Here is a 13329-nt window from a genome sequence, read left to right as displayed (position 1 = left end):
GACTACTTGATCTTGTCGCCCGGCGCAGCACCCGCGTCCGGTGACAGGATATGCGGCGAATCACCGGCCGCCAGCACCATGCCTTCGGACACGCCGAAACGCATCTTGCGCGGTGCAAGGTTGGCGACCATGACGGTCAGCCGGCCTTCGAGCTGGGCTGGGTCGTAGGCGGCCTTGATGCCGGCGAAGACCTGCTTCCTGCCGAGTGCGCCCACGTCGAGTGTGAGCCGCAGCAGCTTGTCCGCGCCCTCGACGTGATCGGCGGCTTCAATACGCGCGACCCGCAGGTCCACCTTGGCGAAGTCGGCGATATCGATCGTGTCGGTGGCCGCGCCTTGCGTGTCCGGCTCCTTCTTGCCCGGCGCTTTCGAGGGCTGGGCGTCGGTCTGGGCGTCTTGGGCCGGTTCGCTCTGCGGCGCCGGCTTGGCGGCCAGATCTTCTTGGCTCGCGGCCAGCATCTTGTCGATCGCGGGCTGTTCGACACGCCGCAGCAGCGGTTTGAACTTGCGGATCGTGCCGGAGACGGGCGTGGCGAGATCCGCCCAGCTCAGCGGCTCGACGTTCAGAAACGCCTCGGCGCGTTCGGCCGTTTCGGGCAACACCGGCTTGAGATAGATCGTGAGCTGGGCGAACAGCGCGAGCGCGGTCGTGCAGATTTGCTGTAGCTCGTCCTCGCGGCCGCCTTCCTTGGCCAGCTGCCAGGGCGCGCGCTCGGCGACATAGGCGTTGGCCTCGTCGGCCAGCGCCATGATCGTGCGGATCGCCTGCGCGAAGCGGCGCTGCTCGTAGTGCTGCCCGATCTCGTCGGCGGCGGCCGCGAAACGCTCGAAAAGTTCGGGCCTGTCCAGCGTATCGGCCAGCCGGCCGTCGAAGCGCTTGCTGATGAAGTTCGCACAGCGGCTGGCGATGTTGACGTACTTGCCGACCAGGTCCGAGTTGATGCGGGCGACGAAATCGTCGAGGTTCAGGTCCAGATCCTCGACCTTGCCCGAGAGCTTGGCGGCGAAGTAGTAGCGCAGAAACTCTGCCGGCAGATGCTCCAGCCAGGTACGCGCCTTGATGAAGGTGCCGCGCGACTTGGACATCTTCTCGCCGTTGACGGTTAGAAAGCCGTGCGCGTGAATGGCGGTGGGCGTGCGATAGCCCGCGCCTTCGAGCATCGCCGGCCAGAACAGGGCATGGAAGTAGACGATGTCCTTGCCGATGAAGTGGTACAGCTCGGCCTCGGAACCGGCTTTCCAGAAGGCATCGAAGTCGAGGTCGTCGCGACGGGCGCAGAGATTCGCGAAGCTGGCCATGTAGCCGATCGGCGCATCCAGCCAGACATAGAAGTACTTGTCGTCGGTGCCCGGGATCTTGAAGCCGAAATAGGGCGCATCGCGGGAGATGTCCCAATCCTTGAGGCCGGCCTCGAACCATTCGTCGAGCTTGCGGGTGACGGCCTCCTGCAGATGCTCGCTGCGCGTCCAGCGATGCAGGAAGTCCTCGAAGTCGGCGAGCTGGAAGAAATAGTGCTCGGAATCGCGCTCGACCGGCGTCGCCCCGGACAGCACCGAGACGGCATTCTTGAGCTCGGTCGGCTGGTAGGTCGCGCCGCAGGCCTCACAGGCGTCGCCGTACTGCTCGGCGGTGCCGCATTTCGGGCATTCGCCGCGGATGAAGCGATCCGGCAGAAACATCTGTTTGTCCGGATCGAAGGCCTGGGAGATCGTGCGCTTGGCGATATGGCCGGCGGCGTCGAGCGCGTTGTAGATGGTCTCGGCCAGCTCCCGGTTCTCGTCCGAATGCGTCGAGTGGTAGTTGTCGAAGCCGATCGCGAAATCGGCGAAGTCGCGCTGGTGTTCCTCGCCGACGCGCCGGATGAGCTCTTCCGGCTCGATGCCTTCGGCGCGGGCCTTGAGCATGATCGGCGTGCCGTGGGCGTCGTCCGCGCAGACATAAATACAGCGGTTGCCGCGCAGCTTCTGGAAACGCACCCAGACGTCGGTCTGGATGTATTCCACCAGATGGCCGAGATGGATCGACCCGTTGGCATAGGGCAGAGCGGATGTGACGAGGATGTCGCGCGCCATGGCAGGGCTGTTCTGGAAGCGTTTTCGAGCCCGCCAGTATGCCACAGGCACCCCCGGTGGCCGGCCGGTCCTTGCTATCATCGCGGGCAGTTCAATTCATGCGATCAATCGGGACACACGCCATGAGCGATTCCCTGAAACAGACTGTCGAGGCCCGCCTCGGGCGCTTCAACGAACCCTATCTCGGTACCGACCTGATGAGTGCGCGCGCCGTGCGTTCGCTCGAGGTCGACGGCGGGCACGTCAAGCTCGAGCTCGATCTCGGCTTTCCCTGCGGCGACTACGGCCAGGAACTGGCCGAACGGGTTCGCGGCATGCTCGAGGCGGTGGAGGGCATCGAGCGGGCCGATGTCACCGTCGGTTTCACGGTGGCCGCACGCGCGGTCCAGTCGTCGCTCAAGCGGCTGGATTCGGTGCGAAACATCATCGCCGTGGCCTCGGCCAAGGGCGGCGTCGGCAAGTCGACGGTCGCGGCCAACCTGGCGCTCGCGCTCAAGGCCGACGGCGCCTCGGTCGGTCTGCTCGATGCCGACATCTACGGGCCCAGCCAGCCGCGGCTGATGGGGATCGAGGGGCGCGCCCAGGGCAAGGACGGCAACACCCTGCTGCCGATGGAAGCCCACGGCATGCAGACGATGTCCATCGGCTATCTCATCGACAAGGATTCGCCGGCGATCCTGCGCGGACCCATGGTCACCTCGGCGCTGCAGCAGATGCTGTTCCAGACCGCCTGGGACGATCTGGACTATCTGATCATCGACCTGCCGCCCGGCACGGGCGACATCCAGCTCACGCTGGCGCAGAAGATTCCGGTCTCGGGCGCGGTGGTGGTGACCACGCCCCAGGATCTGGCCCTGATCGACGCCCGGAAGGGCGTGGAGATGTTCAACAAGGTCAACGTGCCCGTGCTGGGCATCGTCGAGAACATGAGCACCCACATCTGCTCCAAGTGCGGTCACGAGGAGCATATCTTCGGTGAACACGGCGGACAGACCCTGGCCGACGAATACAACGTGGACCTGCTCGGCCAGCTGCCCCTGGACATCTCCATTCGCGAGAACGCGGATTCGGGGCATCCGAGCGTGGTCGCGCAGCCGGAGGGCGCGATCGCCGCGGCCTATCTGGACATGTCCCGCAAGACGGCCGCGCGGCTGGCCCGTCAGAAGAAGGACTACGCCAGCAAGTTCCCGAACATCAAGGTCGAGAATAGCTGACCGCTTCTAGCCGCGCAGGGCGCGAAACGCGTCGACGACGTGTTGCGCGAGCGTTATGGCCGCCTCGGAGCGCCGGGCGCCGGTGACGAGCAGGATGTGTGTGTCGGCGAGCGCCGGCAGCTTCGGGTCGTCGACGATTTCCAGCAGCGGCGAGTTCGCCAGCGAACGCGGCAGCGGCGCCACCGCCAGATCCGCCTGAACGGCGGCGCGCTGACCGGCGCTGTGTTCGCTGCTGTAGGCCACGCGGTACGGCCGGCCGGCGCGATCGAGCGCGTCGACCGCGCTCGCGCGCCACACGCAGCCGTGTTCGGCGAGTGCCACCGGTAGCGGCTCGCGCAGGCGGGCGGTGCCGTCGGCGCGGGCGACCCACACCAGCGGCTCGGTCGCCACGACCTCGCCGCGTTCCGGATCGACGTCGCGGCTGCCCGCAGTCACCAGCGCCAGGTCGATTTCGCCCGCATCCAGTCGTTCGAGCATGACCCGGCTCACACCCGCCATCACGTCGACCTGCACCGCCGGGTGCGACGCAGCGAAGCCCGAGAGTACCTGTGGCAATACCCGCGTCCCCACATCGTCCGGGGTGCCGATCCGCACCGTGCCTTCCAGCGTGGGAGCCAGGAAGCAGGCCACGGCCTCGGCGTTGAGCTGCAACAGCCGGCGCGCATAGCGCAGCAGCAGCTCGCCGTGCGCGGTCAGCTGCACGCGCCGCGCTTCACGTACGAACAGGGATTGGTCGAGCGTGGTTTCCAGCCGCTTGATCTGCATGCTCAGCGCCGACGGGGTGCGAAACACGGCCTTGGCGGCGCGCGTGAAGCTGCCGTATTCGGCGATGGCGACGAAGCTGCGCAGCACATCCGTATCCAGCAGCGGCTGAACGTTCGATACATTCGGCGCAGGCGATCGAGTCATGGGTTTGCGTTAATAAATATTGAAAGCAGAGTATAAAACGTTTCGCTGGAATGAACACAGGCACAGGCGCAGGCTGGCTTCGTGCCTCGACGAGCGGGCACGCGATACACCCGGCGGGCCTGCCGATGGCACGCCCTATGGAGATGAGCCATGCGTGACTATTCCAGCCGATCCAACCCAACGATCGCGCAGCAGGCCGAACAGCAACGTGCCCGGCTCGATCGGCTCCATATGCCGGCGATGCCGCCCCTATGGCTGTTCGCGCGGCTCGGGCGGGCGGTGCAGGCCTGGCGCAAACGCCGGGCCGTGAAGGCACTGTTGAAACGCGACGACCATAGTCTTTGTGATCTCGGTCATAGCCGCGCGCAGCTGCGTCAACGGTTGAATGACGGTGAAAGACAACGGCGAAAGACAACGGGTGCTACTCGATGATCGTGTGACCCGTTCCGGCCCGTGAAGATTCGATGTGCCGCGGCCGCTGGCTGATGGGATGTCGGAAGTTCTTGCATCCGGTCGCTCCCGGGCCACGTTCTGCCGCCGCGCTGGATGGCGCGGCCTCCCGGGCCCGTGTGTATGCCCGATGTTGCCCGGCGGGCAGCCGATCTATGGTTGATGCTGGGCAACTGCCCGAATCGACACGGCTTGCCGGAACGTGAGCCGGCGGGTCGCCACCGACAAGAATCGGGCTCGGCGGCCGGCGGACCGTCCGGTTCGAGCGCTCAGCTGTCGGCGCTTCTGACATCTACAGCGCGTGGACGCGGTTACCCCCAGAAAAAATCAATATGTTCAGTGGTCTGTAAAACGGCACGAAATATGCAATGTTTGGCCCGATGCCGGTTTTCCTCCCTGCCGAGGGCAGGGCGCCACAATGGAACGAGGTGCAGGCCATGCGTGCGAGGTATATCAGACGGTTGCTCGAGGCCGGTGTATTTTTGGCGGCGGCCTGGGGCGGGGCGGCGCTGGCCGTGCCGATGACCCAGACCATCGATCTCGATTCGGTGTATACCGGAGCGACCCCGACGGGAGCGCTGCCATGGCTCAGCGCGGAGTTCTCTTACGAAACCGGCGCCACGACGGGTACGTTGACGCTGATGTCGCTGCTCGATGGCGGCGATTTCGTGCAGGGGGGACGCAACGCCAATGCCCAGTCGGGCTGGGCGTTCTCGCTTTCGCCGAGCGTTCAGTCGCTCAGCTGTACGAGCGGAAACTGTGCGGATGCCGTGTTCAACCAGGCGGGTCTGAATGCGGGGCCGACGGGCACCGGCGACTACAATCTGGCCTTCAACTGGGCCGTCCAGGGCACCGGTGGGCGCCTCGATGGGGCCGAGCAGGCCGTTTACGACCTGATCTTCGCCGACGCGCTGGGCGCATCGCCGTTCGTCCCCAACGCGGCGGGCTATATTTCCGCCGCCCACATCCAGGGCATCGGCGACGGTGACGACAGCAGCTTCGTCGTCGACGGCGGGCAGCCGCCGCCGGTGGACGTGGCCGAACCGGCGGGCACCGCGCTTGCCTGGCTGGCCCTGATGCTGGTCGGACTCGGCGCGTGGCGGACACGCCGTATCGGCTGACGCCGGCCGCGGGGCCGACCAGTGGCCGGACAGGGGCGGACCGTCTCCGCCCCTGTCTTTCAATATCCCGGTCGCTCGGCTATTGATCCGGCACCAGAACAGCTGAATCATCAGCTGTTTTCAACGTGCTCGAAAATAGAAGCTCGCCCATGTCTGTCCTCTATTCTCAAGCGCTTCGCAGCCGATGGCCGGCGCGAGTACGCCAGCGCATACTCGCGTTATCCACCCGGCATGAAGGTATTTAATCCCGGGTTGATAACAGCACCTCGCTCAGAGGGTCTTGGCTTCTCCGCCGATATCGATGACGATCTTGCCCACGGCCGCGCCGGCTTCCAGATGGGCGTGTGCTGCGGCGATGTCTCCGAGGGTGAAGCGGCGTTCGTCGAGCATCGGCCGGAGCTGATCGGCGGCCGCGAGTCCGGCGGCCTTGGTGAGGATCTCGCCGTGATGCTGTGGATGCACGCCGTTGAGCATGCTGGTGAGCATGAAGATGGTGTGCAGCGTCAGGCTCTTGGTGTGCATGGGCGTGAGGTCGGCCGTGTACTGCGACACGATGGTCGCGACCTGGCCGTTGACCCGGGCGCCGGCGAAGGAGGTCGCGATATCCGAGCCGCCGGTGGCGTCGAAGACGACGTCGAAGCCGCGCCCGTCGGTCAGGCGCTCCACGTAATCGTCAACGCTTTCTTCATGGTAGTTGATGGTCTCGTCCGCGCCCATGCGACGGGCGATATCGGCCTTGGCGGCCGAGGAGATCGTGGTCGCCACCCGCGCGCCCTGGGCCCTGGCGAGCTGGATGGCGATATGGCCGACGCCGCCCGCGCCGCCGTGAATGAGTACGTGGTCGCCTGGGGCGACGCGCGCGCGGTCGACGAGCGCTTCCCAGGCGGTGATGGTCACCAGCGGCAGCGCCGCGGTCTCGCGCCAGTCGAGGGCGTCGGGCTTGAAGGCCATGAAGGCGGCATCGACCGCGACGTATTCACCGTAGGCGCCGCCGTGGCCGCGCACGCCGGCGGCACAGCCGTAGACGGCGTCGCCGGGTGCAAAGCGCCGCACGCCGTCGCCGACCGCCTCGACCACGCCCGCCACATCGCAGCCGAGCACCGCCGGCAGTTCGGGCGCGATCGCCGGCCCGGCGGTGCGGAGCTTGGTGTCGACTGGATTGACGCTCGACGCGATCTGGCGCACCAGCAGCTGACCCGGCCCCGGCCGGGGTGTGTCGATCTCGGCGGCTTCGAAGACGTCCGGGGCGCCGAAGGCGCGAATGAGTTGAACCTGCATGACACGACTCGTGGAAATGACGCCCACACGATACGACATCCGCCGCCACGGATCAGGCCGATGCTGGGCGGAGCGCGAGTCAGGCGCTAGACTGCGCGTTTTCCCGTCGCCGCAAGCCCCGCAATGAGCATCAAGTCCGACAAGTGGATCCGTCGCATGGCCGCCGAACACGGCATGATCGAGCCGTTCGAACCGGGCCAGGTCAAGGCGCGCGACGGCGACCGGATCGTGTCTTACGGCGTGTCCAGCTACGGCTACGACGTGCGCTGCTCGCCATATTTCAAGATATTCACCAACATCAATACCGCGATGGTCGATCCGAAGGCGTTCGACTCGGCCAGCTTCGTCGATTTCGAGGGCGAGGTCTGCATCATTCCGCCCAACTCCTTCGCGCTGGCCTCCACCGTGGAGTATTTCCGCATTCCGCGCAGTGTGCTCACGATCTGTCTGGGCAAATCCACCTATGCGCGTTGCGGCATTATCGTGAACGTCACGCCGCTGGAGCCGGAGTGGGAGGGCCACGTGACGCTCGAGTTCTCCAACACGACGCCGCTGCCCGCCAAGATCTACGCCAACGAGGGCGTCGCACAGATGCTGTTTTTGGAATCCGACGAGGTCTGCGAGACCTCGTACGCCGATCGCGGCGGCAAGTACCAGGGACAGCGCGGGGTGACGCTGCCGCGCACCTGACTTCGTCGTCGCCCGCCGCGCAGATCGCGAGGCTCGGCGTTCGGTACGGTCTCGCCGTACGCACGCGGGTCCGCGGGAATTAGGGGCTGCGGCGGATCAACCCCGGGGTTTCGGTCTGAAGGGGCGGAGCCGGGCCGGCGGGCGCGCCCGGAGACGACACGGCCGATGCCGACGCCCACGGCGGCTCGGATCAGCGGTGCAGACGCGTCATGGACATGCGGAAGACGCCGCCGTCGCCTTTCTGGTGCTCGACGCGCACGGGGATCCAGTCGGCATTCTCCGCGAGCCAGAAGCGCAGATGTCGACTGCTGTCGACCCGTTCGACGCGCAGCGTATCGTAGATGCCGGCCTCGGTCTCGATCGTGCCGCCCTCGAAGACCCGCAGCGTGTAGGTCTTGCGCTCGTCCTCGTCGATCAATGCGAAGCGCGCCTCGCCGAGGGCCGCGGGGTCGTCGGCCTCGGCCAGCCAGCGCCGGGCCGCGATCTGGATCGACAGCGGGTCGAGCGCACGGTCGCCGAGCGCCATCGTCTTGCGCCGGCCGGCTTCGTTCTCGTAGGTGACCTCGCGCGCCGACCAGTCGAAGTCGAGCGTGTAGCTGTCCTCGGCGTCGCCGTCGATGTGATGACGGAAATGCTGCGGCCGGATGGCGCCGTCCTCGATGCAGAATCGACTCTCGTCTGTGACGCGGCCGATGAACATGCGCACGAGCGCGTTGGGATCCGCGCGGCCGCTGTAGACATAGCAGCCGGCGCGCTCGCCGGCCTCGAGGCGGAACGTGGTCGTGCCCAGAGCGATGCTGCCGCGGTGGACGTCGAAATCGGCGGTGAAGGCGTCGGTGACCGCCGCCTGGGCGGGCGATGCGATCAGCAGGGCGAGACCGAGCGCCAGCGCGGCGCCCCGCCGGCGGTCAGGTCGTTTCGTCGGTGTCGTGGTCCTCATGCGGGCACTGCTCCTGCGGCCGGCCGTCGCGCCACACCCGGCCGTCGTGCCAGCGCACGCGGCCGGCGGCGAGCTCGGCCAGCGCGGCCGGGTAGATGCGCTGCTCCACGCGCTGCATCAGACGATCGGCCAGGCGCGTCGGCGTGTCGTCCGCCGCCACCGCGATGCTGCCCTGGCGAATGACCGGGCCGGCATCCAGTGCGTCGGTGACGAAATGCACGCTGGCGCCGTGACGGTGTTCGCCCGCGGCCAGCACGCGTTCGTGCGTGTGCAGCCCCTTGTAGTGCGGCAGCAGCGAGGGGTGAATATTCACCAGCCTGCCGGCAAAGCGCTGTACGAAGGCTGAACTGAGCAGCCGCATGTAACCGGCGAGCGCGACCCAGTCCGGCCGCTCCGCGTCGATGCGCGCGCCGAGGGCGCGATCGAAATCCTCGCGCGAGGCGAAGGCGTGCGGTTGGATCGCGACCGTCGGCAGCCCGGCGAGGCGGGCGGTCCGAAGCCCGGCCGCGTTCGCCCGGTTGCTGGCCACGAGCACGATGCGCGCGTTCAGCGCGCCGCGCTCGATGGCGTCCATGATCGCCTCGAGATTGCGGCCACGGCCGGATATGACGACGACGAGCCGCGCCGCGGGCCCGTCGCAGGTGGCGGCCGGAGTCAAACCAGTCGGACGGCGTCGGTGTGCGGGTCCCGGCGCCGGATCTCGCCGAGACGCCAGGCCTGCTCGCCGGCCGCCGCGAGCACGTCCAGCGTCTCCGCGACCTGGTCGGACGGCACGATCACGCAGTAGCCGATCCCGCAGTTGAAGGTGCGCTGCATCTCCGCTTCGCTCACGTTGCCCGCCTCGGCCAGCCAGTCGAACACGGGCGGACGCGGCCAGGCGTCGCGCTCGAGGGTGGCGCCGAGGTGTTCCGGGATCACCCGCGCCAGATTCTCCGCCAGTCCGCCGCCGGTGATGTGCGCCATGCCGCGGACGTCGACGCGCTCCAACAGGGCATGGATGGCGCTGACGTAGATCCGGGTCGGCGCCAGCAGCGCGTCGGCGAGCGTGGTGTCGCCGACGGGCGTGTCCAGCCCGGCGCCGTGGGTTTCCAGTATCCGGCGGATCAGCGAATAGCCGTTGGAATGCGGCCCCGAGGAGGCCAGGCCGATGACGGTGTCGCCCTCGGTCATGCCGCTGCCGTCGATGCGGGCCTCGTACTCGACCACGCCGACACAGAAGCCGGCGAGATCGAAATCGCCGGCGCCGTACATGCCCGGCATCTCCGCGGTCTCGCCGCCGATCAGCGCCGCGCCCGCCTGCCGGCAGCCCTCGGCGATGCTCCGGATGACCGGGGCGGCGACCGCGGCGTCGAGACGGGCGGTGGCGTAGTAGTCGAGAAAGAACAGCGGCTCCGCGCCGGTGACGAGCACGTCGTTCACGCACATCGCGACCAGGTCGATGCCGATGCCGTCATAGCGCCGATTGTCGATGGCCAGCCGCAGTTTCGTGCCCACGCCGTCGGTGCCGGAGACCAGCACCGGCCGCCGGTAGCGCTCGACCGGGAGCTCGAACAGGCCGCCGAAGCCGCCCAGGCCGCCGATGACCTCGGGCCGCCGGGTGGCTTCCACCGGTTCGCGGATGGCGTCGACCAATCGGTTGCCGGCATCGATGTCCACGCCGGCATCGGCATAGGTCAGGGGAGTGCGTTCGCTCACGGGGCCTCGTCGGTGATCACGTATGGAGGGCGGGCGGCTGCCCGGCTGCATGTTATTGTAACGCGCGTTGCGGACCCGGTTGACCGCGCTCGTGAATCCCGCAGAGGTAGTCTTGTCCCAGCGTTTCCTGCATGCCGCCGTATCGCGCAGCGCGCCCGTCGATCGCCGTTGCCCGGCCCGTCTCGCCCGGGGCGTCCGATGACCCCGCGTACCATGGTCACGATCGCGCTGCCGGTGCTCGTGATCGCGACGTTGTGGATGCTCGGCTCGATCCTCACGCCGTTTCTCGTCGGCGCCGGCCTGGCTTACATATGCGATCCGATGGTGGATCGGCTGGAGCGGGTCGGGCTGTCGCGCACCAGCGGGGTCGTCGTCGTCTTCGCCGGTGTGACGCTCGTGTTCGTGCTGCTGCTGCTGCTGCTGTTTCCGATGCTCCAGCAACAGGTGAACACACTCATCCAGAACCTGCCGCGCTACCTGAACTCGATCCAGCGCACGATCGCGCCTTGGCTCGGCGGCGTCGATCGCGGCGGCGAGCCGTTCGATGTGGATTCCATCAAGGGCCTGATTTCAGAGAACTGGGGCACGGCCGGCGGATTCGCCTCCACGGTCCTCCAGCGGGCGTTCTCCTCGGGCACGGCGCTCATGGCGATCGTCATGAACCTGCTGCTCATCCCGGTGATCCTGTTCTATCTGCTTCGTGACTGGGACCACATGGTTGCCTGGATACGGGCCCAGCTGCCGCGGCGCTATGTCGGCACGATTTCGGCGCTGGCGTCGGAGACCGACGAGGTGCTCGGCCAGTTCATCCGCGGCCAGCTCGTGGTGATGACGGTACTCGGCAGCATCTATGTGGCCGGGCTCTGGCTGGCCGGACTCGATCTCGCGCTGGTGATCGGCCTGGGCGCGGGGATGGTCAGCTTCGTGCCCTATGTCGGCGTGATCAGCGGCCTGCTGGTCGCCGGCATCGCCATGCTGGTCCAGACCGGCGATCCGGTATCGCTGCTCTGGGTGGCGCTGGTCTTCGGCATCGGTCAGGTGATGGAGCAGGTCGTGCTGCAGCCGCTGCTGCTCGGCGACGCCATCGGCCTGCATCCGGTGTGGGTGATCTTCGCGGTCCTGGCCGGCGGTCAGCTGTTTGGATTCGTCGGTGTGCTCGTGGCTCTGCCGGTGGCGGCTACTATTGCGGTGCTCGTGCGTTACGGCGGCCGGCAGTGGCGCGCCAGCCGGCTCTACCTGAATCACTGATGGCCACTCAGCTCGTGCTTGGCGTGCAGCTGCCCCAGAGCGCCACGCTCGACGCCTTCGTGGGTGGTCGCAACAGTGCGGCCAAGGCGGCGGTCGCGGATCTGGCCGCGGGCCGCAGCGAGCGTCTGTTCATCCACGGGCCGGAGGCCACCGGCAAGACGCATCTGCTGCAGGCGGTGTGTCGCGCGGTCGGTGACGGCGGCGCGCGCAGCGTCTACGTGCCCCTGGCCCAGCTCGGGCGCGATGCGGAGTCGCTGCTCGCCGGCCTCGACGATATGGATTGCGTCTGCGTGGACGATGTCTCCGCGATCGCCGCCCACCGCGACGCCGAGATCGCGCTGCTGAGCCTGACCGAGGGGCTGCGCCATCGGGGCGGGCGGTTGCTGGCGGCCGATGCGCGGCCGCCGGCCGATATCGGGCTCGCACTGCCGGATCTGGCCAGCCGGCTCGGCTGGGGCGGGGTGGTTGCCATGGCGACGCCGGACGATGCCGACAAGCAGGCGATGCTCGTGCGTCGTGCCGCTCAGCGCGGCATGGATCTGCCCGAGGCGACCGCGCGCTGGCTGCTGCGGCACGGCACGCGCGACGTACCCTGGCTGATGGACGCGCTCGAGCGGCTCGACGAGGCGTCGCTGGCGGAACAGCGCCGCCTGACCATCCCGTTCGTCAAGCAGGCCCTGCGGGTGGAGATCTAGGCCAGAGGGCCGGCAGCGGGTGCCGCCGGCCCGCATGAGCCACCGATGTTCAGCCCCGACGCGCCCGGCGCCGACCGGCCGCACCGATGCCGGCCAGACCCAGGGCCAGCACGGCGAGGGCGCTCGGCTCGGGCACGCCGATCGGCCCGCCGCCGATTTCACGCTGCAGCTTCTGCCGCAGTGCGCTCTCGAGGTCGTCGAAGGAGCTTATGATCACGGAGAACGAGTCGTCCGGAATGAAGCTGCAGTTCGCACCCGCGCCGATGCCCAGACAATTGATCTGATCCACGCCGGCCGCGAGCGAATCGGCCACCGAGGTGCCGAGCGAGCCCACCCCGTCGGTCGAGACGTCGATGACCTGGCGATCCGAGTCGATGCCGTTGCCGAAGATCTCGCTGGTCAGCGCGTCGATGCCGATACCGATGTTGGTGCCGCCGCCCGGATAGGTCGCGTTGCGGATGGCGTCGGCCACACCGCCGATGGTCGTCGGATCGATGACGGTCGCCGGGAACAGGGTGTTTAACGAGCTGGAAAACACCAGCGCCGCGATGGCGACCGAGCCGTCCTGCGGGACGATGTTCGGATCGCTCAACACGTCGGCGTAGATGTTCTGCTGGGCCTGGAAGGTGGAGAAGCCGATACTCCCCGAGCCGTCGATGGCGAGCCCGAGTTCGATCGGGATCGCGCTGGCCGTCGCGCTGCCCGCGAGCAATGTCGTACCGACCAGCATGTTTCTCAATGTCCTGAGTTTCATCTCTGCGGTCCTCGTGCCGTTGTTTGTCCCGAAGCGATCGCCTCGGGACGAGCCCGCCCCCGGGCCCGGGCTTTTCGATGCAGGCCGCGTGCCAGAACGGAAAACGGATATGAATCATAGATTTGAGAAAGAACGGCGTTTCATCCGCTCATGCTGTGTAAGCGATTACGACATGAGTTTTTCCTGCGGTCACAGCGCGCGTTGCGGCAAGTGATTGAATCCGATGGCCGAATCGCTGTTTTGCGCAAGGCGGGGCCGCGGGC

At 67.4% G+C, this 13329-nt stretch carries 13 protein-coding genes; 6 read left to right on the top strand and 7 right to left on the bottom strand.

Annotation, left to right across the window (positions count from 1 at the left end; translation table 11 throughout):
* Positions 1-2: 2 nt before the first annotated feature.
* Positions 3-2153 (bottom strand): methionine--tRNA ligase, encoded by a 2151-nt coding sequence (metG, locus tag SAHL_RS01975; protein ID WP_123589740.1) that lies wholly within the window; start codon positions 2151-2153, stop codon positions 3-5.
* 41 nt (positions 2154-2194) lie between these two features.
* On the opposite strand from metG, the gene apbC reads away from it, so the two are divergent.
* Positions 2195-3286, top strand: coding sequence for an iron-sulfur cluster carrier protein ApbC (gene apbC / locus SAHL_RS01970; protein WP_123589739.1), 1092 nt, complete (start codon positions 2195-2197; stop codon positions 3284-3286).
* A gap of 6 nt (positions 3287-3292) precedes the next feature.
* Here the strand turns inward: apbC and SAHL_RS01965 are convergent, their stop codons facing one another.
* Entirely contained in the window at positions 3293-4195 is a 903-nt protein-coding gene (locus SAHL_RS01965; RefSeq protein WP_123589738.1) for a LysR substrate-binding domain-containing protein, read from the bottom strand.
* A 150-nt stretch (positions 4196-4345) separates the two neighbouring features.
* Here SAHL_RS01965 and SAHL_RS17435 point away from each other — a divergent pair, with 150 nt between their 5' ends.
* Together SAHL_RS17435 and SAHL_RS01960 are read left to right on the top strand one after the other, a co-directional pair.
* The gene (locus SAHL_RS17435) at positions 4346-4627 is read left to right on the top strand and encodes a hypothetical protein (RefSeq protein ID WP_148045451.1); all 282 of its coding nucleotides are present in this window, start codon (positions 4346-4348) and stop codon (positions 4625-4627) included.
* A gap of 386 nt (positions 4628-5013) precedes the next feature.
* Positions 5014-5766, top strand: coding sequence for a hypothetical protein (locus SAHL_RS01960; protein WP_148045450.1), 753 nt, complete (start codon positions 5014-5016; stop codon positions 5764-5766).
* Positions 5767-6036: 270 nt separating this feature from the next.
* Here SAHL_RS01960 and SAHL_RS01955 read toward each other — a convergent pair whose 3' ends face one another.
* On the bottom strand, positions 6037-7044 hold the full coding sequence (locus SAHL_RS01955) for a zinc-dependent alcohol dehydrogenase family protein (protein WP_123589736.1): 1008 nt from the start codon (positions 7042-7044) through the stop codon (positions 6037-6039).
* Between the two features lie 123 nt (positions 7045-7167).
* Here SAHL_RS01955 and dcd point away from each other — a divergent pair, with 123 nt between their 5' ends.
* Positions 7168-7734 (top strand): dCTP deaminase, encoded by a 567-nt coding sequence (dcd, locus tag SAHL_RS01950; RefSeq protein ID WP_123589735.1) that lies wholly within the window; start codon positions 7168-7170, stop codon positions 7732-7734.
* Between the two features lie 190 nt (positions 7735-7924).
* Here the strand turns inward: dcd and SAHL_RS01945 are convergent, their stop codons facing one another.
* From SAHL_RS01945 to purM, 3 genes are read right to left on the bottom strand one after another with little or no spacing between them, the layout of a single operon-like run.
* On the bottom strand, positions 7925-8674 hold the full coding sequence (locus SAHL_RS01945; protein WP_123589734.1) for a DUF3108 domain-containing protein: 750 nt from the start codon (positions 8672-8674) through the stop codon (positions 7925-7927).
* Positions 8643-9332: a phosphoribosylglycinamide formyltransferase gene (gene purN / locus SAHL_RS01940; RefSeq protein WP_123589733.1), complete on the bottom strand. Its 690-nt coding sequence runs from the start codon at positions 9330-9332 to the stop codon at positions 8643-8645. The genes SAHL_RS01945 and purN overlap by 32 nt, the downstream gene beginning before the upstream one ends.
* On the bottom strand, positions 9329-10369 hold the full coding sequence (gene purM / locus SAHL_RS01935; RefSeq protein ID WP_123589732.1) for a phosphoribosylformylglycinamidine cyclo-ligase: 1041 nt from the start codon (positions 10367-10369) through the stop codon (positions 9329-9331). Before purM ends, purN begins: the two co-directional genes overlap by 4 nt.
* Before the next feature lie 198 nt (positions 10370-10567).
* Here purM and SAHL_RS01930 point away from each other — a divergent pair, with 198 nt between their 5' ends.
* A complete protein-coding gene (locus SAHL_RS01930) occupies positions 10568-11617 on the top strand; it encodes an AI-2E family transporter (protein ID WP_123589731.1) in 1050 nt (349 codons plus the stop codon).
* Complete coding sequence (gene hda / locus SAHL_RS01925) at positions 11617-12312, top strand: DnaA regulatory inactivator Hda (protein WP_123589730.1); 696 nt, start codon at positions 11617-11619, stop codon at positions 12310-12312. The genes SAHL_RS01930 and hda overlap by 1 nt, the downstream gene beginning before the upstream one ends.
* A gap of 49 nt (positions 12313-12361) precedes the next feature.
* On the opposite strand, the gene SAHL_RS01920 is transcribed toward hda, so the two are convergent.
* Entirely contained in the window at positions 12362-13066 is a 705-nt protein-coding gene (locus SAHL_RS01920; protein ID WP_123589729.1) for a DUF1194 domain-containing protein, read from the bottom strand.
* Positions 13067-13329 lie beyond the last annotated feature (263 nt).

Origin of the sequence: Salinisphaera orenii subsp. halophila YIM 95161 (assembly GCF_003732545.1) — a bacterium.
GTDB classification, from domain to species: domain Bacteria; phylum Pseudomonadota; class Gammaproteobacteria; order Nevskiales; family Salinisphaeraceae; genus Salinisphaera; species Salinisphaera orenii_A.
This window is presented reverse-complemented; position numbering and strand designations above follow the sequence as displayed.

What these genes read in the sequence shown, in the direction of transcription:
- dcd (WP_123589735.1), top strand. Translation starts at nt 7,168, where the DNA reads ATGAGCATCAAGTCCGACAAGTGGATCCGTCGCATGGCCGCCGAACAC.
- apbC (WP_123589739.1), top strand. Translation starts at nt 2,195, where the DNA reads ATGAGCGATTCCCTGAAACAGACTGTCGAGGCCCGCCTCGGGCGCTTC.
- SAHL_RS01945 (WP_123589734.1), bottom strand. Translation starts at nt 8,674, where the DNA reads ATGAGGACCACGACACCGACGAAACGACCTGACCGCCGGCGGGGCGCC.
- SAHL_RS01930 (WP_123589731.1), top strand. Translation starts at nt 10,568, where the DNA reads ATGACCCCGCGTACCATGGTCACGATCGCGCTGCCGGTGCTCGTGATC.
- hda (WP_123589730.1), top strand. Translation starts at nt 11,617, where the DNA reads ATGGCCACTCAGCTCGTGCTTGGCGTGCAGCTGCCCCAGAGCGCCACG.
- metG (WP_123589740.1), bottom strand. Translation starts at nt 2,153, where the DNA reads ATGATAGCAAGGACCGGCCGGCCACCGGGGGTGCCTGTGGCATACTGG.
- SAHL_RS01955 (WP_123589736.1), bottom strand. Translation starts at nt 7,044, where the DNA reads ATGCAGGTTCAACTCATTCGCGCCTTCGGCGCCCCGGACGTCTTCGAA.
- SAHL_RS01960 (WP_148045450.1), top strand. Translation starts at nt 5,014, where the DNA reads ATGTTTGGCCCGATGCCGGTTTTCCTCCCTGCCGAGGGCAGGGCGCCA.
- SAHL_RS01920 (WP_123589729.1), bottom strand. Translation starts at nt 13,066, where the DNA reads ATGAAACTCAGGACATTGAGAAACATGCTGGTCGGTACGACATTGCTC.
- SAHL_RS17435 (WP_148045451.1), top strand. Translation starts at nt 4,346, where the DNA reads ATGCGTGACTATTCCAGCCGATCCAACCCAACGATCGCGCAGCAGGCC.
- SAHL_RS01965 (WP_123589738.1), bottom strand. Translation starts at nt 4,195, where the DNA reads ATGACTCGATCGCCTGCGCCGAATGTATCGAACGTTCAGCCGCTGCTG.